We start from the raw sequence: 21,928 nt of genomic DNA, 5'->3' as shown, positions 1-21,928 counted from the left end.
CCGTCATGACCGTCCCCGAGGAAAACCGTCCCAAGACGGAGACCACCGACGAGCTGCCGGCACACCACGACGATGGCCGCTCACGGGCGCAGGGCGGGACCGGCCGCACGATGCGCGAGGCCCTGGAGGAGGCCGAGGTCCGCCCCGACGACTACGACGACCGGTAGGGCATCCCCCCGGCATCCCGACCCGACCGACGACGCTTGCGGCAGGAGAGACGGCATGGGCGCGCTGAGTGCGCTGGAACAGACCCTGGAGAACCGATGGGACGCGCTGTGGGCGCGGCTCCTGGACAAGGAACCGGTAGAGATCCTCGACGCGCTGCGACGCGAGTGCGACGACAACGCGGTCGTGTGCCGTGAGGGCCGCGTCATGGTCCCCAACGCCTACGACGTGGAACTGCCCGACGACGTGCACGACCACCTGACCCGGACCGGCACGGACGTGGGACAGGCCCTCACCGACAGCCTGTCCCGCCATGCCGAGCGCCGCGGTTACGAGTTCGCCGGCCCGCTGGCGGTCCACGTGGCGAGGTGCGCCGAAGTGCCCAACGGCCGCTACCGGGTGGCGGGCCGGGTCATGCGGCACGTGAGCGCGGACGGGTTCTTCCACGCGACCCACTGATCCACGCGTTCCCTGAGCACTCACCGGCGATACACCGTGATCGAGTGCCCGACGTCGTCGACGGGGCGGCTGCCGCGGAGCAACCCGGCCAGCCGCCCCGTGGCCTTCGCCGCGGCGGAATCGGACACGACCAGCAGCCCGCGCACCTCACGGGCCGGCACCCGCAGGGGATCCGAGGCGCGGATGCCGTAGAAGGACGGCACCCCGCTGCCCTTGTACACGAGCCAGACCCGCTCACCCGAGTACCGGTCGCGGAGCCGTTCCGCGAGCCGCCCCAGGTCCTGCCCCCAGTCCACGTTCGAGTCGTGCAACCACTCCCGGGTCCTGCCCGGCCCCCCGAACGCCTCGTTGGAGTAGGGCAGATAGTAGGGGTACGCCCGCACCGAACTCACGGCGGCGAACGCCACCAGCACGGCCACTCCCACGGACACCCACCGCCGCCGCACCACCAGCGCACAGCCCGCCGCGACCGCCAGGAACAGCGGCAGGAACACGGCGTACCGGGTTCCGAGGTCCCGCGCCGTCTGCATGGCCGCCACCAGCAGCACCAGCGGAGCCGCCAGCACGTACGGTGCGGCGGGCCGCAGCCGCCGGACCGCGATGACGGCCCCGACGCCCACGGCCCACAGCGCAAGCACCCCCAGCGGGGTCTTCACCAGCAGCGCGGCCGGCAGGTAGTACCAGAGCGAGCCGTCGTACCGTCGCCCGAACAGAAAGCCCTGCCAGGGCCGGTTCTCCAGACCGAACTGCACCCGCATCCCGTCGCGGTAGGCCTCCGGAAACGGCATCGTCGCGACCAGCAGTCCCGGCAGTCCGTGCACCACCGGCACATGCTGCTCCGGAGTCCAGCGCAACCGCGGATCGACCATCAGATACGTGGCCCACACGAGCGCGGTCGCGGCCAGGGCCACCAGAACCGCGCCGGCGACCGCCCGCAGCAGACGCCGGCCCCCCGCGGACGCCTGCCACACCGACACCCCCGCCAGCACCATCAGCACCGGCACAGTGGGCAACGCACTCATCTTCGTGGCCAGCGCGGCACCCGACGCCACCCCCGCGAGCGGCACGTACAGCCGTGGTCTCCGGCGCGCCCGCCACAGCAGCCACGCCGACGTCAGCACGAACCCGGCGGCCGGCACGTCCAGCGTGGCGAGCGAGCCATGGGCGATGACGTCGGGGGAGAAGCAATACAGCGCGAGCGCCGCCAACGCCCCGGCAGGCCCGGCCAGTTCACGGGCGAAGGCGAACACCACCAGCCCGAACGACAGAGTCAGTGCGATCACCGGAAGGCGGGCCCACAGCATCAGCCGCCAGGGGTCGTTGCCCGACTCGTACAGCAGATGCCGGCCCGACGCCCCCTGATCCCCCGCGACATCAGGGTGGGCCTTCGGATCCGCGAGGGCGACGCCCGCACCGATGACCAGCTTGCCCAGCGGGGGATGCTCGGGGTTGTGCCGCAGCCGGTGTTCGCGCACGTACTGCGCGGCGGCACCCACGTACACCGGTTCGTCGATCGTCGGGGTCTGCCGCACGGCGGTCGTGACCATCGCGAAGGCCATCTGGGCGAGCAGCACGGTCACCAGGAGCGGCACCGGCCACCATCCGACGGGCCGGTGCGCGGGGCGGGCAGGGGGAGAGAGCGGCACGCGCCGGGGAACGGCGGGAGCGATCCGGAGGTCCCTCATGGGCCCACTGTGCATCAGCCCCCGCCGTAGAAAGCGCTACCGCCTCACGAGGCGCACCGACAGTCCGTCAGCGGTGTGGACGGGCACGGCCCGCAGCGTCCGCGAGTCCAGCTCGACTCTGTCGAACCGGCCGCGCACCTGCGGAGCGGACAGCACCGGGACGGTCGTCCCCGCGACCGGCGGCCGCTCGGCATCCAGCCGCAGCGACAGCACACCGCCCCGGCCCAGCAGGACCCGCCGGCCCACCGTGAGCGCCGGGCCGTGGTTCGCGGCCAGCGGCAACTCCAGCGTGGACTCGCACTCCTGGACGTACGAACCGCGCACCCGCAGCACCTTGCCCGCGCGCAGCGTGCCGCCCGTGACCCGGACGTCGCCCTCTCCCAGGGCGTTCGGCGAGGCGGCGACCAGCGTGCCGGCCTCGACGGCGGTCCCGCCGCGGTAGCGGTTGTGGCCCGTGAGCGTGAGCGTGCCCGTGCCGCGCTTGATCAGCCCGCCGTCTCCGCCGATGTCGTTGCGCCAGCTGTCGGCCGCGTGGAAGCCCCCGGCCGCAGCGTCCAGCGTCACGACGACGTCCCGGTCGAAGGCGCCGTAACCGTCCGCCGCGGCGAACAGGTTGAGCCGGCCCCACTGCTCGAAGCCGTCCAGCAGGACATACCCGGAGGGCAGCGCGGTCGTCCGCAGCACCTCGCGCCGCTGAGTCGCGGTCAGGTACGGCAGCCGCGTCTCCAGCAGCACCTCCGCGCCCCTGGGCACGGTGAGCGGGTCCTTGCGGCCGCGGCGCGGCAGGACGTACGTCAACCGGTGCCCGACCGCATGGGCGTTGGCCTTACGGTCGGCGTAGGCGTCACCGGCGCCCGGGTGGGCATAGTCGTACAGCGTGTCCGCCGTCGTACCGGTCCGCTGCGTGAAGTAGGCGAGGGCTTGGGCACGGGCCGCGGTCTTGAGCTCCGCGTTCGCCGGGTCCGCCAGGGTCGCCGCGGTCAGGGCGGTGGCCATGATCCGGCCGCCGATGACGTCGACGGTGGAGTGCATGCCCGACATGATCCGGGTGTGGCTGAGCTCGAACGCCCGCGTCACGAGTTCCTGGAACCGCTCGGGCACCGCGTACGCCAGGGCCAGACCCGCCAGGTGGAAGGCGTTGGTGTGGCCGCTGGGGAAACCGCCGTCCTCCGCCGCGTTCTCGGAGCGCTGGCGCAGCAGCTGCGGGGCGACGACCACGTCCGATTCGTACACCGGGTAGCCGAGGGCGTCCTTCTCCCCGGTGTCGACGACCTCGCTGTCCTCGTTCATCCGCCACGGGCGCGGGTACTGGAAGGTGAACTTGGCCGGATTGCCCGAGGCGAACGGCCCGCGCACGGTGTCCACCAGCCTGGCCACCTGGCCGAGGTCCGAGTCGTACGAGCCGGCCCCCAGCGCGGACCCGGCCGGGGCGTCGGCGGGCAGGGTGTCGTTGATCTTCCCGGGGGGAGTGCCGTCCGGGGCGGTGGTGATCGACGTGACCGCCCTGGCGCCCGCCTTGTACAGCCCGGCGAGCGGGCCGAGACCGCCGATCATGGCGTAGCTCTGGTGCTGGCGGTCGTAGAGGAAGGCCTCCTTCGCCTGCGCCTCGGTGCGGGCCTGCGTGATGCGTGCGCAGTAGCGCATGTTGGCGCGCAGCACCTCGCGGTCCAGGACCCGGCCGGTGTCCCAGGCGTCGCCGGTCTTCCACACCTTCGCCATGCCGCCGAGGATCCGGACGACGGCGTTGGTCTGCGGGGTCTGGTTCGTGACGACGTTCGACTTGTAGTCGTCGACGAACGCGGCGAAGCCCGTGGCGGCCTTGGCGTCCGCCGCGCCGAGCCACGACACGACGGTGGGTGCGGCGAGCAGGCCCGCCGAGGCACCGAGGGAGGTCCTGAGAAAGCCCCGCCTGTCGACGGTGGCGGCGGAACGGTGCCCGGCTGATGACGGCATGGGTGCGCCTCTCTGGAATTCTGCGGGAAAGGTGTCATGGCGTTGCGCGACGGTGCTTCGGCCGTGTCGGCCGCGTGTGCTGCGTGGTGCCTCTGATGACTCTGTGGCGCCTGTTGCCTACGAGCGAAGATCTACGGCCGTGTGGTGACCCTTCGGCGAGGGTCCGGCCACCAGGCCGTGTCCGGAAGGTGAACGGCGGCCGGGCTCACAGAAGCGAACGGGCCAGGGCCAGCGCGCCCTCGACCGGCGGCACCCGCAACGGGTGCGGCCGGGCCCCGGGCAGGGCCTCGGCGAGCGCGGCGGTGAACGCCTCGTACAGGGAGGGCTGGGCGAGCACCGTGCCGCCCGCCACCACCACGTCGTCCACCGGGACGCCGCGTGCGGCGAGCCGTACGACCAGCCCGGCGAGCGCCCGTCCGCCCTGGACGATCACGGCCCGGGCGAGGGGCGAGCCCGCCGCGGCGGCGGCGAACACGGCGGGGGAGCGACGGCCCCACTCCGCGGAGACGTCCGTGGCGGCCTCCAGGGCGGCTCCGAGCGCGGGCACCTCGGCCACGCCGAACGCGGCGACCAGCCCGGTCGCCAGGGCGTCGGGCTCCTCACCGCGGTCGTGCGCGGCCCAGACGGCCCGTGCGGCCTCACGGACCAGGCCGGCCGCGCCGCCCTCGTCGCCGAGTACCGCACCCCAGCCGCCGACCTGGACCGGAGCACCGTCGGGCAGCCGCCCCACGGCGACCGAACCGGTGCCGGCGACCAGACCGACGCCCTTGTCCAGCCCCGCGGCGGGAACGAGCAGCTCGGCGTCGCCCACGACCAGGGCGGGGACCCCCAGCCGCTCCTGAAGCGCGGTCCGGATCCCCGCGCACTGGCGTGGTGTCTCGCAGGCGTGGCCGCCCACGGCGAGCGCGGACGGCCGTACGCCGGGAGGCAGGGCCCCGGCGACCAGAGCGGCCAGCCAGTCGGCGGCGGCCCCGGAGTCGTGCGGCCGCCACCCGGTACTGCTGCGAACGCGGTCGACGAGGTCCTCGCCGTCCGCGAAGGCGCGCAGATGCGTCTTGGTGCCGCCCACGTCGATACCGACCACGTAAGGCGTGGAGTCCTGCACGGGTCCTCTTTCGTCGTTGCGCGGACACGGCGAACGGCAGGCGAACCGCGCGCCGGACCACGGCAGTTGAAGAGGTCAGGAAGCCCCGGGACGGGCTTCTGCCGAACACGGCAGGCGAGTACCGTGAAGTTCGTTAGGAAGTTAACTAACGAAGTAGGGTGCGCGTCAAGAGGCACGGAATTCCCGGTGCCGCGCGACCTTCGCGGCCGCCTGCCCGGCCGCAGCACGACCTGGGGAGACCATGCACCTGAGTGAGAGTGCCCGTGTGGTGTTCGACGTACTGGCGGGGACGGGAGCGGCCACCCGCCCTCAGCTGGCGGCCGGTGCGGGCCTTTCCAAGCCGACCGTCTCCACCGCCGTGGCCGAGCTCGAGGCCGCGGAGCTCGCCGCCCACTCCGGGCGGGCCTCCGGCGGCACCGGCCGCAGCGCCGCCGTCTACCGGCTCGGCCCGGCCGCCGGAGCGGTGCTGGCGGTCGATCTGGGGCCCGCCAAGACGCGGGTGCGTGGGTGCGCGCTGGACGGCACGCTGCTCGCCGAGGGCACCGGAGACAGATCCGAGGCGGCGGGCACCGTCGCCAAGGTTCTCGACGCGCTGCCCGCCGGGGCCCCGCTGCGGGCCGTCGTCGTCGCCGTCGGCGATGTCACCACCCGGGGCGGGGAGGGTGCCGGGGAGCGCCCCGCGACCGCCAAGGCCGGCCCGGTCTTCGACGCCATGGCCGTCGCGCTGCCCGAGGGCGTGCCCGTCCACCTGGAGAACAACGTCAACTGCGCCGCCCTCGCCGAACTGCACGAAGGTGCCGCCGTCGGCCGTGACACCTTCGGCTACCTGCGCATCGGCGTCGGTATCGGTCTCGCCGTCGTCATCGGCGGCCGGGTGCTGCGGGGCGCGAACGGCGCCGCCGGTGAGGTGGCACGCCTGCCCTACCCCTGGGACGAGAGCCGCGCCCCGCGCCACGAGGGCCTGGAGCAGCGCATGGGCTCGCGCACGCTGCTGCGCCGGGCGGCCGATGCCTGGCAGGAGGCCGACGGCCCCCGCCCGCGCACCGCCGAGCGGCTTCTCGCCCTGGCCGGGCAGGGTCACCCCGCGGCCCGGTCGGTGATCGACGCGCACGCCGCCGACGTGGGCCGGCTGGCCGCCGCCGTCGCCGCCGTGCTGGACCCGGGCCTGATCGTCCTCGGCGGCGGCACCGGCGCGGACCCGCAGCTGCTGCCGGGAGTGCGGGCCGAGCTGGCCAGGCTGAGCTGGCCCACCGAGGTGGTGAGCAGTGTGGTGGGCGACACGGGCACCGTGGCGGGCGCCAGCCGGCTCGCGGTCGCCCATGGAATTCAAACCGTGACCGGAGCTGTGCGGGCGAAGCATTGACGGCTGCGCCATCGGTCTGCCAATGTCCGGACAAGCGCTTTCTGAGTCGGCCGGGACGCCGACTCCGGGTGAGCCTCCCGCTCGTACGCGAAGTACGGCAGCCGCACGAGGGCGTGCTTGTGCGACTCCGGCCGTCATGGCCGGGGGCCCCACCCGTCAAGGCGATGCGGCCGGGCGAGGCCGTGCCCCCGGAAAGCGAAACCTCCTGCACAATGCACCCGTGCCGCCTCGGCTGGCGCCGTGCTTCTTCCGCTACGACGAAAAGGGATTGAAGATGACCAGTGTGGGTGTGCGGCGCTCCCGCCGACTCGGCCGTGGCGGCATACGCCGCGTTGTTCCCCTCGCTGCCGTGGCCACGGCAGGTGCCCTTCTGCTCTCCGCCTGCGGGTCGGACTCCGGCTCGGGCGGGACCTCCAAGTCGCTGACGTTCTGGATCTCCACGGTGCCGGGGCAGGACGCGGGCTGGAAGAAGATGGTGGCGCAGTACAAGAAGGAAACCGGCGTCACCATCAAGCTCGTCAACATCCCCTACGAGGGCTACACGACGAAGCTGCGGAACTCCGCGCAGGCCAACTCCTTGCCCGACGTGGCGGCCGTGCCGGCGCTGGACCCGATCTGGTCGAACAAGCTGATCGACCTCAGCTCCGTCGCCAACGACAAGAACAACAAGATCAACGCCAACTTCCTGGCCAAGGACTCGTCCGGGAAGGTGCTGTCCATCCCCTCGGACGTCACCGCGTCCGGCCTGTTCATCAACAAGTCGCTCTTCGAGAAGGCCGGGGTGTCCTACCCGACCTCGCCCCAGAAGACCTGGACCTGGACCGAGTTCATCAAGGCGGCGGACGAGGTCCGGGCGAAGACCAAGGCCAAGTACTCCCTGACGTTCGACCAGTCGCCGTCCCGGCTGCGCGCCATGGTGTACGAGCTCGGCGGGAAGTACGTCCACGCTGACTCCTCCGGCAAGTTCTCGGTGGACGCCGCGACCAGGAAGGCCGTGAAGCGCTTCGTCGAGATGAACGACGACAAGACCATGCCGAAGTCGGTGTGGACCAGCGGCGCCGACCCGTCGGCCATGTTCCAGAGCGGTGACGTGGTCGCCTACTGGTCCGGCGTGTGGCAGGTCGCCGCCTTCGCGGAGAGCATCAAGAAGTTCGAGTGGGCGAGCGTCCCGACCCCCGCCGAGCCGGTCCAGGCCAGCGACGTCAACAGCGGCGGCATGGTCGTGGGGTTCAACAACAACGGCGACGCGGCCACCGCTGCGAACAAGTTCATCTCCTGGCTGTACAAGCCGGACAACTACCGCGAGCTGTGTGAGGCGTCCGGGTTCCTGCCCGTCGAAAGCGGTCTGAACCCGCAGTACCCCTTCAAGTCCGAGGCGGCGCAGGCGGCGTTCAAGCTGTACAACGAGTCGATCCCGCTCTACGACCCGATCTCCGGCTACTTCAACACCGCGCAGACGAAGTGGGTGCTGAAGGGCAAGAGCCTCGCCGATGACCCGACCAAGACGGAGCTCGGCAAGGCGATCAACGGCCAGCAGTCCGCCGACAAGGCTCTGGACAACATCGTGGCCGGCTACAACCAGCAGGTCGGCGGCTGAGCGTAGGTCGGAGGGCCCGGGCGGCGGGGTCAAGACGCCGTCGCCCGGGCCTGGGCACCCATGTGACGCCGGGCTCACGGCATGAGCCCGAAGGAATCCATTCCACCAGCACGGAGTCAGGAAGATGACAAAACGCGCCTCGGCCGTGTCCGCGAGCCCGCCCAGGGGACGCAGCAGCTACACCCTTGCGCCGCTCGTCCTCATCGCGGCCAACGTCGTGCTCTTCGCGCTGTTCTTCGTCTGGCCGGCGGTGATCGGGCTCGTCTACTCCTTCACGAACTACACGGGCGTGGGGGTGTTCCAGTTCACCGGACTGGACAACTACCGGAACCTGCTCGGGGACGCCACGTTCTACGGTGCGCTGACCCGGACGCTGCTGTACACCATCCTCTTCGTCCCGCTGAACTTCGCGCTCTCGCTGCTCGCCGCCAATCTGGTGGTGAGCAAACACGCCAAGGGCTCGTCGGTCGCCCGTGTCATCTTCTTCATCCCGTGGCTGCTGTCGCCCATCGTCGTGGGCGTCCTGTGGCGGTGGCTGTTCGGTGAGAACTTCGGACTGGTCAACTACGTCATCGAAGAGCTCGGCGGCGCCGCCGTTCCGTGGCAGTCGAACGCGGACCTGTCGCTGCTGGTGGTGGTGATGGCGGCATCCTGGATGTGGACGGGTTTCACGATGCTGCTGTTCATCGCGGCGATCAAGAACGTACCGGTGTCGTACTACGAGGCGGCCTCGCTCGACGGCGCGGGTCCATGGCGCCAGTTCATCAGCATCACGCTGCCGAGCATCGCGCCCACCTCGTTCATCGTCATCCTGCTCAACACGATCAACGCGATGAAGGAATACCCGGTGTTCGTAGCCCTCAACAACGGCGGACCCGGAACGTCGAACAACCTGCTTGTCCAGTACATCTATGAGACCGGCTTCAAACGGGGCCAGATCGGCTACGCGAGCGCCGCGTCATTCGTGCTCATGCTCATCCTGATGGCCGTCGCGATCATCCAGCTGATCGTCAACCGGCGGGTGGAGAACCGATGACAACCACAGACATCCCACGCCCGCTCGATGCCGAGGCCGAACAAGCCGTTTCCAAGAAGCGGCCCCGCAACGCGGCCGGCGGTGGGCTCCGGCGGGCGGTGCCCGCGACGACACTGCTGTGGATCCTGGCGTGCCTCTACGGTCTGCCGGTGCTGTGGTTCATCCTCAGCTCCCTCAAACCGGCCGGGGACCTGTTCTCCTATCCACTGACGCTGGTTCCGCACGACGTCACCCTGTCGGGTTACCTGACCGCGTGGCGCAGTGCCAACTTCTCGCAGTACTTCGCCAACACGGCCCTCGTGTGCGTGATCACGACGATCCTCACGGTGGGTGTCAGCTGCTGCACCGGGTACGCGCTGGCCAAGTACGACAACAAGTGGCTCAAGGTCTTCTTCGTCTGCATCCTGGCCACCACGATGCTGCCGGGGGAGGTCATGCTCGCCCCGGAGTTCCTGGTGGTCCGCGACCTGGGCCTCTACAACTCGTTCGCCGGCGTCATCCTCCCGGCCGTGCTCACCGCGACCGGATGCTTCATGTTCCGCCAGTTCTTCCTGACGGTTCCCGACGAACTCGTGGAAGCCGCACGCATCGACGGCGCCCGCGAACTCTCGATCTTCCTCCGGATCATGGTGCCGCTCTCCCGGCCCATCATGCTGACCCTCGCCATCCTGTCCTTCCAATGGCGGTGGAACGACTACATCTGGCCGCTGCTGATGCTCAACGACCCCAACAAGTTCACCGTGCAGATCGGCATCCAGAGCATCGTCGGCGCGCAGAACATCAACTGGTCGGTCCTGCTCGGCGCGTCGGTCATCTCCATCATCCCGCTGATCGCCGTCTTCCTGGTGTTCCAGCGTTACGTCATGAACGCCGACATCAACGCCGGACTGAAGGACTGACCTTGCCCACGCCGCTCGACCACGAGTTCGTCCGCGCGGTGGCCCTCGCCGCCGACCGGCTGGCCGCCCCGCTGGCGGCCCGCCCCGACGAGGAACCCTCCGGCGTGCCCCACCGCGCTCTGGCACGCCGGGTGAAGACCCTGGTCGCCGCGTACCGGTCCCCGGACTCGGCACTGCACGGCAGCAGACAGGCCGTCGCCGCCGCGACGACCCACCTCCGCGCCCTGCGCGCCGCGCAGACGACCACCGGCCTCTTCGCCGGCGGCGACAACGTGCAGTCACCGCCGGACTCCGGATTCACCGTCAACGACGTGTGCGACGCGCACCTCCTCGTCGCGGGCGCGGGGCCCGAACTGCGCGACGTCACGGCCACGCTCGCCGAGATCGCCCGCGCCGCCTCCGGCAGTCTCCTGACCGGTGGGGTGCACACCCCGAACCACCGCTGGGAGCTGTGCGCGACGCTGGCCCGGCTGCACCGGTCGTTCCCCGACGACCGGTTGCTCGACCGCATCGAGGAGTGGCTGTCCGAGGGCGTCGACATCGACGCGGAGGGCCTGTACTCGGAACGGAGTGCCAACTACGCGGCCCACGTGTCCAACCCCTCGCTGCTGCTGCTGGCCGACGTGCTCGGCCGCGCCGACCTGCTGGACGTCGTCGAACGCAATCTCGCCACGACCCTGGACCTCATCAGGCCGGACGGCACGGTCGAGACCGTCCACTCACGACGGCAGGACCAGAACCACCCGTTCCCGCTGGCGCCCTACCTGGCGCACTACCGGCTGCTCGCGATCCGCACCGGCCGGGGCGACTTCAGCCGGGCGGCGCGGCTGGCGGCCGCCGGCGGCATCGACGACCCCGACCTGCTCGCCGAGACCCTCCTCACCCCGGACCTGAGCCGCGACCTGCCGGCGCCGGCTGCCGAGGAGATTCCGCGGGGCCGGTACATCGCCACCGCGCGCCTCGCCGCACGCACCTCGGCCACCGCGCACACGGTGGTGTACGGCGGCTCCGACGTGCCCCGGCACCGGCGCATCCGCTCGGGCCTCGCCTGCAATCCCACCTTCCTGCGCCTGTTCGCCGGCGACGCGGTCCTCGACGCGGTCCGTCTCGCACGGGGATTCTTCGACCTGGGCCCCTTCCGTGCCGCCGCCGTGCAACAGCCCGCCGACCACCAGTACCGGCTCACCGAAACCCTCACGGCCGCCTACTACCAGCCGCTGCCGTCGGACCGGCGCCGGGACGACGGCGCCTACCGTTTGGCGGACGAGGGGCGCTTCTCGGCCGCGATGGCCTTCCCGGACCGGCCTCGGGACGAGGTCTCACACACGACCCGCGTAGAGGTGGACCTGAGGGAGGACGGTGCCGACCTGCGGATCGACATCAGCGGACCACGGGTGCCCTGGGCCCTCGAACTGACCTTCCGCCCGGGCGGTGTACCCGAGGGCGCCGTACCGATCGGCGACGGGCGCTGGTGCCTGACGACCGGACCGATGACCTACCGGGCCGGTGACGACGAGATCCGGGTCGAGGCCCACGTCGAGGCCGGCGAACCGCTGGCCGCGCCGGACCGGAGCGACGTACTGCGGTACGACCCGGGACAGGACTACACCGTGGTGGGCGGCACCGATGCGACGACCGGAAACCGCGTCTACATCGGTGGGCACGGCCCGCACACGCTGACCGTCGCACTTCGCGCCCGCCGGCCCGCACCTGTCGCGTGACCCCCGACGGCCCCGCGCCATGGCCACCTCAGGCATGCAGTGCACGTCCTCGCGGTCCGCTGCGGCCCGGCGGGCGACGCGAGCGGGGAACCGGAACTGACGCGGTCCGCCTGAGAACGGCTCACCCCTCGCCGGCCGGGTCCACGACCTCCGGTGCCTGGGCGGCGAGTTCCCCGAGCGGCTCGCCGCTGAGCCGGCACACCTTCCACTCGTCCAGGAGTTCCGCCCCGAGCGACGTGTAGAAGTCGATGGCCGGCGTGTTCCAGGCCAGGACCCACCACTCGAAGCGGTCGTAGCCGTTGCGCCGGCAGGTCGCGGCGAGGGCCGCGAGGAGGGCCTTGCCATGCCCCGCGCCCCGCGCATGTGGCCGTACGTAAAGGTCCTCCAGGTGCATGCCGCGCGTGCCCGTCCAGGTCGAGAAGCGCGGGAACCACAGCGCCAAGCCCACGGTCTCACCCGTGTCGTCGTCCTCGGCGATCAACGCGTGGGCGGCCGGATACGCGCCGAACAGGGCCTCGCGCAGCTGCTCCTCGGTCGCCCGGGCCTGCTCGACGGCCCGTTCGTAGGCGGCGAGTTCACGGATCATCACCCGGATCTCGGGGATGTCGTCCAGGGTGGCGTGTCTGATCACGGGCAGATCATGCCTCACCCCGACCCGGCCGGTCCTGCACGCGAGGCAGCGCCGGCTCCGGGACGATCAGGTCCGCCCGCCCCCGGGTCGCGGCCACCAGCCCGGCATTGCGCTCGTCCGAGCGGGTCACCCAGGCCACCGCCTCCTCGTGCGTCTTGCCGAACCGCTCGTGCCGGGCGACCAGCCGGCGGACGCGCTCACGCTCGGGCGGCTCGCAGAACCACACCTCGTCGAGAAGGGGACGGACACGGCTCCAGGCGCCGGTGTCCAGGAGCAGGTAGTTGCCCTCGGTGATGACCAGACGGGCCGTCGCAAGCACCGGGATCGCGCCCGCGACCGGCTGCTCCAGGACGCGTTCGAAGCCCGGGGCGTAGACGACGTCGTCGCCGGGCTCGTCGCGCAGCCGCCGCAGCAGGGCCGCGTAGCCGGCCGCGTCGAACGTGTCGGGGGCGCCCTTGCGGTCCCGGCGGCCGAGGCGCTCCAGCTCGGCGTCGGCGAGGTGGAAGCCGTCCATGGGGACGTGCGCGACCCAGGGCTCACCGGCGCCGTTCAACTCCCGCACCAGGTGCTCGGCGAGCGTCGACTTGCCCGAGCCGGGGCTGCCCGCGATACCGAGGATCGCGCGCCGGCCGCCCCGCGGGAGGGCCCGGGCGCGGTGAACGAGGTCGTCGAAGGTGAGCGGCACAGGGAGAGTCTGTCACCCGGGCTCGGACCGGAGCACCGGGCGCCCCCCTCGCGCCCAGGCGTGTGGCGTGCGCCACTCACTGGAACAACGCCGGGCGGGGAATCGGACCTGTATGACGCAGCTCGGTCTCCCCGAAGACATCCACGCCTGTCTCTTCGACCTCGACGGCGTCGTCACCAAGACGGCCGTCGTGCACGCCGCCGCCTGGAAGGAGATGTTCGACGCCTTCCTGCGCGAGCGTGACGGCGCGGACTTCCGGCCGTTCGACGCGGCGGACTACGACGAGTACGTCGACGGGCGACCACGCGCCGACGGTGTGCGCACCTTTCTCGCCTCCCGCGGCATCGACCTGCCCGACGGCGCTCCGGACGACCCACCGGGCGCCGAGACCGTGCACGGACTGGGCAACCGCAAGAACGACCTGGTCCTCGAGAAGATCCGCACCGACGGCGTCGAGGCCTACGACGGCACCCTGCGCTATCTGGAGGCCGTCCGCGCGCACGGTCTCAAGACCGCGATCGTCTCCTCCAGCGCCAACTGCCGTGACGTGCTGCGCTCGATCGGCGCCGAGCACTTCTTCGACGTACGCATCGACGGCGTGGTCGCCGCCGAGCGCAAGCTGCCCGGCAAGCCGCACCCGGACACGTTCCTCGCCGCCGCCGAGGACCTCGGCGTCGAGCCCTGCGCGGCGGCCGTCTTCGAGGACGCCCTGGCCGGAATGGACGCGGGCCGTGCGGGCCGTTTCGGGTACGTCGTCGGAGTCGACCGGGTCGGGCAGACCGACGCGCTGTACCGGCACGGTGCCGACATCGTGGTGAGGGACCTCGCCGAGCTGGGGGACACGCAGTGATCACACAGCGGGCGTACAGCGTCGAACCCTGGACCGTCCGCGAATCGGAACTCAACCTGGACGTCCTGGCGCAGAGCGAGTCGGTGTTCGCCCTGTCCAACGGCCACATCGGCTGGCGCGGCAACCTCGACGAGGGCGAACCGCACGGCCTGCCCGGCTCCTACCTCAACGGCGTCCACGAATTGCACCCGCTGCCGTACGCCGAGGCCGGCTACGGTTACCCGGAGTCCGGCCAGACGTCCATCAACGTCACCAACGGCAAGGTGCTGCGGCTCCTGGTCGACGACGAGCCGTTCGACCTGCGCTACGGGCGGCTCGTCACCCACGAGCGGACCCTCGACCTGCGGCGGGGCGTCCTGGAGCGGGTCTGCGAATGGACCTCCCCGGCCGGCTCCACCGTCCGGGTGCGCTCCACACGCCTGGTGTCCCTCACCCAGCGCGCGATAGCCGCCGTGGCCTACGAGGTGGAGCCCGTCGACGGACGCACCCGTGTGGTCGTCCAGTCGGAACTCGTCGCCAACGAGAGCCTGCCCGAACCGGACGGCGACCCGCGCGCCGCCAAGGCGCCGAAGTCGCCGCTGGAACCGGAGGAGGACCTCGCCACGGGCAGCCGGCTGCGCCTGGTCCACCGCACGCGCCGCAGCGGCCTCAGGGTCGCCGTGGCCGCCGACCACACCGTCACCGGCCCCGAACGGACCATCACGAGCAGCGAGTCCAACGTGGACGTGGCCCGGCTGACCATCACCTCCGTCCTGGAGCCGGGGGAGCGGCTGCGCGTGGAGAAGCTGGTCGCGCACGGCTGGTCCGGTGCCCGCTCCCGGCCCGCGATGAGCGATCAGGTCGAGGCGGCCCTGGCGGCGGCCGGACACAGCGGCTGGCAGGGGCTGCTGGACGAACAGCGGGCCTACCTCGACGACTTCTGGGCGCGCGCCGACGTCGAGATCGACGGCGACGAGGAGATCCAGCAGGCCGTGCGCTTCGCCCTGTTCCACGTCCTTCAGGCCGGCGCCCGCGCCGAACAGCGCGCCATCCCCGCCAAGGGACTCACCGGCTCCGGCTACGACGGCCACGCCTTCTGGGACACCGAGGCGTTCGTGCTGCCGCTGCTGACCTACACCGCGCCGAAGTCCGCCGCCGAGGCCCTGCGCTGGCGCCTGGACACCCTGCCCGCCGCCCGGGAGCGCGCCGCCCAACTCGGTCTGCGCGGCGCCGCCTTCCCCTGGCGCACCATCGACGGCTCGGAGGGCTCCGCGTACTGGCCGGCCGGCACGGCGGCCTTCCACGTCGGCGCGGACATCGCCGACGCCGTCGTGCGGTACGTGGCCGTCACCGGCGACGAGACCTTCGAACGCGAGGTGGGTGTGGAACTGCTGGTGGAGACCGCCCGCCTGTGGCGCTCCCTCGGCCACCACGACGACCGGGGCGCCTTCCACATCGACGGCGTCACCGGACCGGACGAGTACAGCGCCATCGCCGACGACAACACGTACACCAACCTCATGGCGCGGGCGAACCTGCTCGCCGCCGCCGACGCCTGCAAGCGCCACCCGGACGAGGCCGCGCGGCTCGGCGCCGACGAGGAGGAGCGGGCCGCCTGGCGGGACGCCGCCGAGGCCATGCACGTTCCGTACAACGAGGCACTGCGGGTCCACGAACAGCACGCCGGCTTCACCCGCCACCAGCGCTGGGACTTCGAGCGCACCGGCCCGGACCAGTACCCCCTGATGCTCCACTTCCCCTACTTCGACCTCTACCGCAAGCAGGTCGTCAAGCAGGCGGACCTGGTGCTGGCGATGTACACCTGTGGCAGCTTCTTCGAGGAGTACTTCGACGAGGAGCAGATCGCCCGGAACTTCGCCTACTACGAGCCGCTGACCGTCCGGGACTCGTCCCTGTCCGCCTGTGTCCAGGCCGTCATGGCAGCCCGGGCCGGCCATCTCGACCTGGCCGGCGACTACACGGCCGAGGCAGCGCTGATGGACCTCGGCGACCTGGAGCACAACACGCGCGACGGACTGCACATCGCCTCGCTCGCCGGTACCTGGATGGCCCTGGTCGCCGGGTTCGGCGGCCTGCGGTGCAGCGACGGCGCACTGCGGTTCGCGCCCCGCCTGCCCGAACGCTACAGCCGGCTGGCCTTCAGGGTGGGTTTCCTCGGCCGGTGTCTGCGCGTGGAACTGACCGCGGACCAGGCCACGTACACCCTGACCTCCGGCCGGCCCCTGACCCTCCACCACCACGGGAGCGAACTGACGGTGAGCGAGGAGGCACCCGTCTGCCGGCCCATTCCCGAGCCGACCACCGCCCGGCCCCCAGCCAGCCACCGCACCGGGCACCGCACACCCGCTGAGCCTGCCCCCCCCGGGTCAGGCACTTGGCCGAGTCCGCCCTGCACACCCCCGACCCGAGGGTTAGCATGATCGTAAAATCCGATCATCGGGGAAGCGGTGGAACATGCCTGATGGTGCGAGCGCCATCCTCGTCAGAAGGCGAAAGCGCGAACGGCCGGCCGGGCCGCGCACCACCCGCATGGCGCACGGCACCCGGCCGCTCGCCGTCCTGGCCGCCGCGTTCGTCCTGGCGCAACTCGCCCTCGTCCGGCCGGTCCTGGGCCTCGGCTGGGACGAGATCGTCTACGTCAGCCAGGTCACCACCCATCACCCGGCCGCCTTCTTCAGCGCCCCCCGCTCCCGTGGGGTCTCGTTGCTCGTGGCGCCGGTCGCGTCCTGGTCGTCGTCCGTCCCGCTGCTGCGCGTCTACCTCGCCCTGCTCTCCGGGCTCGCCCTCTACCTGGCCCTGCGCGCCTGGCGGGGCCTGTTCCCGACCCGCGTCCTGGTCGTCGGCGGGGCCCTGTTCGCCTCCCTGTGGCTGACCCTCTTCTACGGCCCGCAGGCCATGCCCAACTACTGGGTCGCGATCGGCGCCCTGATCGGCGTCGGCTGCTTCCTGCGCGCCGGAACGGAACGACCCGCCCCGGCGGTCCTGTGGGGTCTGGCGGCGGGCGCCGCGCTCATGGCCTGGATGCGGCCCACCGACGCGGTCCACGTGGCAGTGCCGCTGCTCGTCCTCGCCCTGGCGCGCCGCCACTGGCGGCTTCTTCTCGTACTCGCGGCGGGACTCGCCGCGGGCGCCGTGCCCTGGGTGATCGAGGCGTACACCGCCTACGGCGGCCTGGGGGAGCGGCTGGCGGAGGCCTCCCGCATCCAGGGCGGACTGGGCTGGCAGATCGCCGTCGACGACCAACTGCGCAGCCTGGGCGGACGGGCCCTGTGCCGACCGTGCACCGGGCCGATGCCCAGCCCCCTGGTCACCGTCTGGTGGTTCGTCCTGCCCGTTCTGGCCGGCCTCGCACTGGTCGTCGCGGCCCGGGCCCGGCGCCTGGAACGGACCGCGGTCCCGCTGGCCTGCGCCACCACGGCCGCCCTGCCGTACCTCTTCATGATCGGCTACGCGGCGCCGCGCTTCCTCCAGCCGGCCTACGCGCTGCTCGCGATCCCGGTCGCGGACGCCCTGTGGCGCCTGGTCAAAGCCCCGGGCGGCTCATGGCGTCCGGTGGCCGTCACGCTCGTCGCGCTCGGCCTGGCCGGGCACCTCGCGGCGCAGCTCGCCGTACTGAACGGCGCCGTGACCCGCAACACCGAGAGCCGCCGTGACTGGGGCCGCACCGCCGACGCCCTGCACCGTCTCGGCGTCCGTTCGCCCTGCCTGCTCATCGGTCACGAGGCCATCCCGATCGGCTACTACACCGGCTGCTCCTCGGGGGCGACGTCCGGCAACAACGAGAACATCACCGTGGCCGGCATCCTGCGCACCGCGGGCCGCCTCCCGGTCGCGCACCTCGCACCCGCCGGCGCCACCCCGCCCCGCTACGCCCGCTCCTGGCCCGTGCACCGGATCTCGGACCTGGACGTCCGCGTCGCACCGGGACCCTGACATCCTGGACGCGTTTCCCACCCGTCCGGCTCAGGCAGGAGGCGGTTGTCGGTCACCATCGAGGGGGCGCGGCGTGGCGGCGAGCGAGCACGCGGGCAGACGGGGGGGAGTTCTTCACTCCGGGCTCCTCGTCCCTCACGGAGTTCCTGACGGCGCACCGCCCCGAGCTCCTGAGCACCCGGCGCGTCCTGGCGGACGGTGTCCGGGCCGAGGGCGCCCCCCACGGCACGACCGTGCCGGCCCTCACCCACCGGGACGGCGCGTGCTGATCGCGGGCGACCGGCGGGCGACGATGGGCAATCACACCCCCGGCCGCAGTTCCTTGCGCCACTTGACGATCTGCTTCTCCGCATCGCCCGTGTACGACCAGGGCGTGCGGGTCGCGCGGGTCCCCAGCATGCCCAGCAGGACGCCCGCGACGTCCGTGACGCCGGCGGAGCAGGCCGCGTGGGCCAGGTAGCCGAAGTCGCGCAGCTCGGCGGGCGCGATCGCGGTCTCCGTCCGGCTCATGACCCAGCGCTGCCAGGTCCGCCGGACGTCGTTCACCGCGCCGTCGTGGTTCCAGTGCTGCGAGAGTCCCACGGCGGAGTGCCTGCCGTGTGCCGCGTCGAGGGCGAATCGGTACTCCTCGACCCGGGCGTACTGCACCAGCACCGGCAGCGGGCAGCCGGGCGGTGCAACCCCGGCCGCGTCCCGGGCGAAGTCGTACATGAGGCCGTGCGTGCCGTGCCAGCGCGCCGAGTAGTAGTGCAGCACCTGCAGGTGCCCCTCGACGTTGTACGGATCACGCGCGTGCAACTCGTCCCACCAGCGCCCCAGTTCCTGCCGGCGCACCCCCGACGGGTACAGGCGTGCCACCGAGATCAGCGACACCCAGGGCGTCGGATCCTCCGGGTACGCCTCAGCCGCGGTCAGGCAGGCCAGCACCGCGGCGTCCACGCGGTGCTGGTCGATCGGCACGCCGCGCCCCGCCGCGATGGCCGCGTTGAAGGTCCTCACCGTCTCCGTCGCCGCCCGCAGCACCAGCGCGTCGGGGCTGTGGGCGTCCGCCGAGAGCCAGGACTCCACCGTCGAACTGCCCGCGCAGGCCTGCGCGAGCCGGCGTATCCGGTGCCCCCGGGCCGCCCAGTCGCGGCCGGTGACACCCAGGAGGTCGCGCAGCCCCTGCCAGCGGCCGATCACCAGGTCCTGGCGGGCGGAGGTGAGGTCGGTGTCCCCGCAGTCGGGGTCGAAGTCGGGAGTGAAACCCCGTCTGAAACTGCCTCGCGCCATCGGGGTTCCCCTCAGAAGTCGGTGGAGAGGCCTTCGTGGACGCGGGCGTGGGCGTCCTGTTCGCCGGGCACGTAGTCCGCCTCGACTACGCGTGAGGCGTCCAGTTTCGCGGGCCGGTAGTAGTCGCTGCCCTGCCTCCAGTACCAGAGCATCGGGATCAGCCCGACCGCGAGACCGCCGATGCCGATCGCGACCGCGGCGCTGTTCAGCTCGCCCAGCGACTCCACGAAAACCCAGAACATGAACAGGGCGCCGCACAGCGGCCACAGGCCGCCGAAGACGAAGTCGGCCGCGGACTTCAGCAGCATCCTGCGGTACGCGACGACCACCGCGAGCCCCGCGAGCCCGTAGTAGACCGCGATCTGCAGGCCGATCGCCGAGATGGCGTCCGAGAGGATGTCGCCCACCGACCCCAGGGCGTTGGAGGCGATGAACATCAACAGAGCCACCGCCCCGACCACCACGATCGCCACCCAGGGCGTGTTCCACCGGCGGTGCACCCGGCCCAGGGCGGACGGCATCGTACGGTCCCGGCCCATCGCGAAGAGCGAGCGCGTGACCTGGATGAGGGTCGTCTCCAGCGTGGCGATGGTGGACAGCATCACGGCCACGATCAGCAGCTTGCCGCCCCAGCCCGGCCAGACCTCCTCGCCGAGCACCGCCAGTACGTTCGCGTCGTTCTCCTCGATCTGCTTCGAGGACAGGATCACGTTCACCGCGATCGTGAACACCTCGAACAGCAGGAAGACGATGCCCACGCCGATCAGACCCGCGAGGCCCGTGGTCCGGCGGCTGTTGCGGGTCTCCTCGCTGAGGTTGCTGGTGACGTCCCAGCCCCAGTAGTAGAACGCCGCGATGAGCGCGCCGGACGCGAAGCCTGCCATGCCGTCGAAGTGGGAGAAGCCGAGCCAGGACCAGTCGAAGGCGCGGGCGTTGTCCGTGTGGAAGAAGGCGAGCACCGCGAACAGGGCCAGGATGACCAGTTCCACACCGGACATGATCAGCTGCGCCCGGACGGTGAGCCGGGCGCCGCCGGGCACCACGCCCAGCATGACGAGGAACCAGGCCGCGCCGACCACCGTGGCCAGCGCGGTGTTGTCGGCGAGCGTGTCGTCGAAGAGCGCGAGGGTCATGGACCCGGCGGGCAGCGAACCGGCCACCATGAAGATCGTCGCCGAGATCACCAGGGCCCAGCCGCTGATGAAGCCCAGGAAGGGGTGGAGCGTGCGCCCGACCCACGAGTAGCTGGCGCCCGCGTTGACGTCGATCCGGCCGAGGTAGCTGAACGCCAGCGCGATGCCCAGCATGGGTATCGCGCAGTACAGCAGGGCGGCCGGGCTGGCCGGCCCCACCGCACCGACCAGTACGGCGGTGGTCGCGGCCAGCGAGTACGCCGGGGCGCTGCCCGCGACCGCCATCACCACGGTGTCGAACGTGCCGAGGACGTTGGCCTGCAGCCCTCTGCCCCTGCTGTTGCTCATGGATGCGCTGCTTTCGCTTGTGCACGTCGGCCGGAGGCGGGTATGCCGTCCCGACGACGGGGGTGGCGGTGGAGCTCGCCGCCGGACGGAGGAGGGTGGCCTCGGGCCCGGGGACGATGAAAAGGGGATGGTGGATACCGTGCTGCCGCCGCGTCGGCAGTCGGTCACACCGTGTGTGCGAGTGATGATAGCCCCACTCTTTGATGTTTCAAGCTTGACTGGTGGGTAACGTCCGGGGCCGCCTCGGGTTTCGACTCCCGCTGATCCGCCGGACATTGGGCCGCCCTCGTCGCCGGCGGGATCCGCCGAGGTTAGAGCCCGTGTTACGGGAAACGCGGAACGGACAGCAGAGACGAACGAGTCGACGCAGCGACAAGGAGGCAGGAGCGATGGGCACGGAACCGATGCGCCCCGAACCGATGGCGGACGACGTGTACCAGCCCACCGGGACCAACGAGGAGCAGGAGGACGCCGCGCCGCTGGACCTGCAGGACGCCGTCGACGAACGGACCTACGACGACACCCTCGACGAGGGCTACTCCCCGCCGGAGAAGCCCCTCGGCGTCACCAAGCGCGGCACCACCGCCGCCGAGCAGCGCGAGGGCGAGACCCTGGACGAACGGCTCGCCCAGGAGGTCCCCGACGTGTCCGCCGAGCCCGTGGGGGACGGCGTGGGCGACAGTCCCGACAGCGACGGCGAACCGGTGGACCCCGAGGCGGGCACCGCACGGGCCGGACGTCTGGTCGCCCCGGACGAGGGGGCGCACGCCGACACCACGAAGGAGAGCGTCGCGGCCGACGTCGGCATCGACGGTGGCGCGGCGGGCGCCGAAGAGGCCGCCATGCACGTGGTCGAGGAGGACGGCATCCTGCCCGACGACGACGGCACAGGGTGAACCACCCGCCTGCCGGAGGTCATGTCGGCAGCCTGGAGGCCACCGCACCCGGACGCGTCCGCGCCGGGCCGGTGGCCTTCCGCATGCCGAGGCACGGCTAGGTGTACTGACCCGTGAGGTTGGGGACGCGGCTGGCGGGTGGTTGGCCTTTCAGCGCGGTGTGTCCGCGGTGGTGATTGTAGGTGTGCAGCCACTGC

Annotated in this window: 17 protein-coding genes and 2 pseudogenes; 12 read left to right on the top strand and 7 right to left on the bottom strand. The window is 71.7% G+C overall.

Going from position 1 to position 21,928, the window contains the following annotated elements; translation table 11 throughout:
* The first annotated feature begins 5 nt into the window (after window positions 1–5).
* Entirely contained in the window at window positions 6–167 is a 162-nt protein-coding gene (locus tag ACIQHQ_RS19230; protein WP_402613098.1) for a hypothetical protein, read from the top strand.
* Window positions 168–222: 55 nt separating this feature from the next.
* Window positions 223–624: a DUF3662 domain-containing protein gene (locus ACIQHQ_RS19225; protein WP_402613097.1), complete on the top strand. Its 402-nt coding sequence runs from the start codon at window positions 223–225 to the stop codon at window positions 622–624.
* A 20-nt stretch (window positions 625–644) separates the two neighbouring features.
* Here the strand turns inward: ACIQHQ_RS19225 and ACIQHQ_RS19220 are convergent, their stop codons facing one another.
* From ACIQHQ_RS19220 to ACIQHQ_RS19210, 3 genes are all read right to left on the bottom strand, one after another.
* Complete coding sequence (locus tag ACIQHQ_RS19220; protein ID WP_402613096.1) at window positions 645–2,309, bottom strand: ArnT family glycosyltransferase; 1,665 nt, start codon at window positions 2,307–2,309, stop codon at window positions 645–647.
* A gap of 36 nt (window positions 2,310–2,345) precedes the next feature.
* The gene (locus tag ACIQHQ_RS19215) at window positions 2,346–4,262 is read right to left on the bottom strand and encodes a phosphatase PAP2 family protein (protein ID WP_402613095.1); all 1,917 of its coding nucleotides are present in this window, start codon (window positions 4,260–4,262) and stop codon (window positions 2,346–2,348) included.
* 205 nt (window positions 4,263–4,467) lie between these two features.
* On the bottom strand, window positions 4,468–5,367 hold the full coding sequence (locus ACIQHQ_RS19210; RefSeq protein WP_402613094.1) for an N-acetylglucosamine kinase: 900 nt from the start codon (window positions 5,365–5,367) through the stop codon (window positions 4,468–4,470).
* A gap of 241 nt (window positions 5,368–5,608) precedes the next feature.
* On the opposite strand from ACIQHQ_RS19210, the gene ACIQHQ_RS19205 reads away from it, so the two are divergent.
* From ACIQHQ_RS19205 to ACIQHQ_RS19185, 5 genes are all read left to right on the top strand, one after another.
* A complete protein-coding gene (locus ACIQHQ_RS19205; RefSeq protein ID WP_402613093.1) occupies window positions 5,609–6,730 on the top strand; it encodes an ROK family protein in 1,122 nt (373 codons plus the stop codon).
* Between the two features lie 274 nt (window positions 6,731–7,004).
* Window positions 7,005–8,327, top strand: a complete 1,323-nt coding sequence (locus ACIQHQ_RS19200; protein ID WP_402613092.1) for an extracellular solute-binding protein — start codon at window positions 7,005–7,007, stop codon at window positions 8,325–8,327.
* Window positions 8,328–8,451: 124 nt separating this feature from the next.
* On the top strand, window positions 8,452–9,363 hold the full coding sequence (locus tag ACIQHQ_RS19195; RefSeq protein ID WP_402613091.1) for a carbohydrate ABC transporter permease: 912 nt from the start codon (window positions 8,452–8,454) through the stop codon (window positions 9,361–9,363).
* Complete coding sequence (locus tag ACIQHQ_RS19190) at window positions 9,360–10,262, top strand: carbohydrate ABC transporter permease (protein WP_402613090.1); 903 nt, start codon at window positions 9,360–9,362, stop codon at window positions 10,260–10,262. Before ACIQHQ_RS19195 ends, ACIQHQ_RS19190 begins: the two co-directional genes overlap by 4 nt.
* A gap of 2 nt (window positions 10,263–10,264) precedes the next feature.
* The gene (locus ACIQHQ_RS19185) at window positions 10,265–11,983 is read left to right on the top strand and encodes a hypothetical protein (protein WP_402613089.1); all 1,719 of its coding nucleotides are present in this window, start codon (window positions 10,265–10,267) and stop codon (window positions 11,981–11,983) included.
* Between the two features lie 121 nt (window positions 11,984–12,104).
* Here the strand turns inward: ACIQHQ_RS19185 and ACIQHQ_RS19180 are convergent, their stop codons facing one another.
* Both ACIQHQ_RS19180 and ACIQHQ_RS19175 read right to left on the bottom strand, forming a co-directional pair.
* Entirely contained in the window at window positions 12,105–12,614 is a 510-nt protein-coding gene (locus tag ACIQHQ_RS19180; protein ID WP_402613088.1) for a GNAT family N-acetyltransferase, read from the bottom strand.
* Window positions 12,615–12,621: 7 nt separating this feature from the next.
* Window positions 12,622–13,299, bottom strand: coding sequence for a nucleoside/nucleotide kinase family protein (locus ACIQHQ_RS19175; RefSeq protein WP_402613087.1), 678 nt, complete (start codon window positions 13,297–13,299; stop codon window positions 12,622–12,624).
* A gap of 112 nt (window positions 13,300–13,411) precedes the next feature.
* On the opposite strand from ACIQHQ_RS19175, the gene ACIQHQ_RS19170 reads away from it, so the two are divergent.
* The 4 genes and pseudogenes from ACIQHQ_RS19170 to ACIQHQ_RS19155 form a co-directional block, all read left to right on the top strand.
* Entirely contained in the window at window positions 13,412–14,149 is a 738-nt protein-coding gene (locus tag ACIQHQ_RS19170; RefSeq protein ID WP_402613086.1) for an HAD family hydrolase, read from the top strand.
* A pseudogene (locus ACIQHQ_RS19165) lies at window positions 14,146–16,499 on the top strand (glycoside hydrolase family 65 protein). The gene ACIQHQ_RS19170 and the pseudogene ACIQHQ_RS19165 overlap by 4 nt, the downstream one beginning before the upstream one ends.
* A gap of 104 nt (window positions 16,500–16,603) precedes the next feature.
* A complete protein-coding gene (locus ACIQHQ_RS19160; protein ID WP_402613085.1) occupies window positions 16,604–18,082 on the top strand; it encodes a hypothetical protein in 1,479 nt (492 codons plus the stop codon).
* 73 nt (window positions 18,083–18,155) lie between these two features.
* Window positions 18,156–18,383, top strand: a pseudogene (locus ACIQHQ_RS19155) (proteasome subunit beta); the annotation flags it as partial.
* Here ACIQHQ_RS19155 and ACIQHQ_RS19150 read toward each other — a convergent pair.
* A complete protein-coding gene (locus tag ACIQHQ_RS19150; protein ID WP_402613084.1) occupies window positions 18,383–19,354 on the bottom strand; it encodes a hypothetical protein in 972 nt (323 codons plus the stop codon). The pseudogene ACIQHQ_RS19155 and the gene ACIQHQ_RS19150 sit on opposite strands and share 1 nt — an antisense overlap.
* Before the next feature lie 11 nt (window positions 19,355–19,365).
* On the bottom strand, window positions 19,366–20,835 hold the full coding sequence (locus tag ACIQHQ_RS19145) for an APC family permease (protein WP_402613083.1): 1,470 nt from the start codon (window positions 20,833–20,835) through the stop codon (window positions 19,366–19,368).
* 404 nt (window positions 20,836–21,239) lie between these two features.
* Between ACIQHQ_RS19145 and ACIQHQ_RS19140 the strand changes: the two genes are divergently transcribed.
* The gene (locus ACIQHQ_RS19140; protein ID WP_402613453.1) at window positions 21,240–21,731 is read left to right on the top strand and encodes a DUF5709 domain-containing protein; all 492 of its coding nucleotides are present in this window, start codon (window positions 21,240–21,242) and stop codon (window positions 21,729–21,731) included.
* The last annotated feature ends 197 nt before the right edge of the window (window positions 21,732–21,928 follow it).

Origin of the sequence: Streptomyces sp. NPDC092370 (assembly GCF_044755265.1) — a bacterium.
Taxonomy (GTDB): domain Bacteria; phylum Actinomycetota; class Actinomycetes; order Streptomycetales; family Streptomycetaceae; genus Streptomyces.
This window is presented reverse-complemented; position numbering and strand designations above follow the sequence as displayed.

Coding starts and splice junctions, on each gene's coding strand:
- ACIQHQ_RS19230 (WP_402613098.1), top strand. CDS start 6: ATGACCGTCCCCGAGGAAAACCGTCCCAAGACGGAGACCACCGACGAG.
- ACIQHQ_RS19225 (WP_402613097.1), top strand. CDS start 223: ATGGGCGCGCTGAGTGCGCTGGAACAGACCCTGGAGAACCGATGGGAC.
- ACIQHQ_RS19220 (WP_402613096.1), bottom strand. CDS start 2,309: ATGAGGGACCTCCGGATCGCTCCCGCCGTTCCCCGGCGCGTGCCGCTC.
- ACIQHQ_RS19215 (WP_402613095.1), bottom strand. CDS start 4,262: ATGCCGTCATCAGCCGGGCACCGTTCCGCCGCCACCGTCGACAGGCGG.
- ACIQHQ_RS19205 (WP_402613093.1), top strand. CDS start 5,609: ATGCACCTGAGTGAGAGTGCCCGTGTGGTGTTCGACGTACTGGCGGGG.
- ACIQHQ_RS19200 (WP_402613092.1), top strand. CDS start 7,005: ATGACCAGTGTGGGTGTGCGGCGCTCCCGCCGACTCGGCCGTGGCGGC.
- ACIQHQ_RS19195 (WP_402613091.1), top strand. CDS start 8,452: ATGACAAAACGCGCCTCGGCCGTGTCCGCGAGCCCGCCCAGGGGACGC.
- ACIQHQ_RS19190 (WP_402613090.1), top strand. CDS start 9,360: ATGACAACCACAGACATCCCACGCCCGCTCGATGCCGAGGCCGAACAA.
- ACIQHQ_RS19170 (WP_402613086.1), top strand. CDS start 13,412: ATGACGCAGCTCGGTCTCCCCGAAGACATCCACGCCTGTCTCTTCGAC.
- ACIQHQ_RS19160 (WP_402613085.1), top strand. CDS start 16,604: ATGCCTGATGGTGCGAGCGCCATCCTCGTCAGAAGGCGAAAGCGCGAA.
- ACIQHQ_RS19150 (WP_402613084.1), bottom strand. CDS start 19,354: ATGGCGCGAGGCAGTTTCAGACGGGGTTTCACTCCCGACTTCGACCCC.
- ACIQHQ_RS19145 (WP_402613083.1), bottom strand. CDS start 20,835: ATGAGCAACAGCAGGGGCAGAGGGCTGCAGGCCAACGTCCTCGGCACG.
- ACIQHQ_RS19140 (WP_402613453.1), top strand. CDS start 21,240: ATGCGCCCCGAACCGATGGCGGACGACGTGTACCAGCCCACCGGGACC.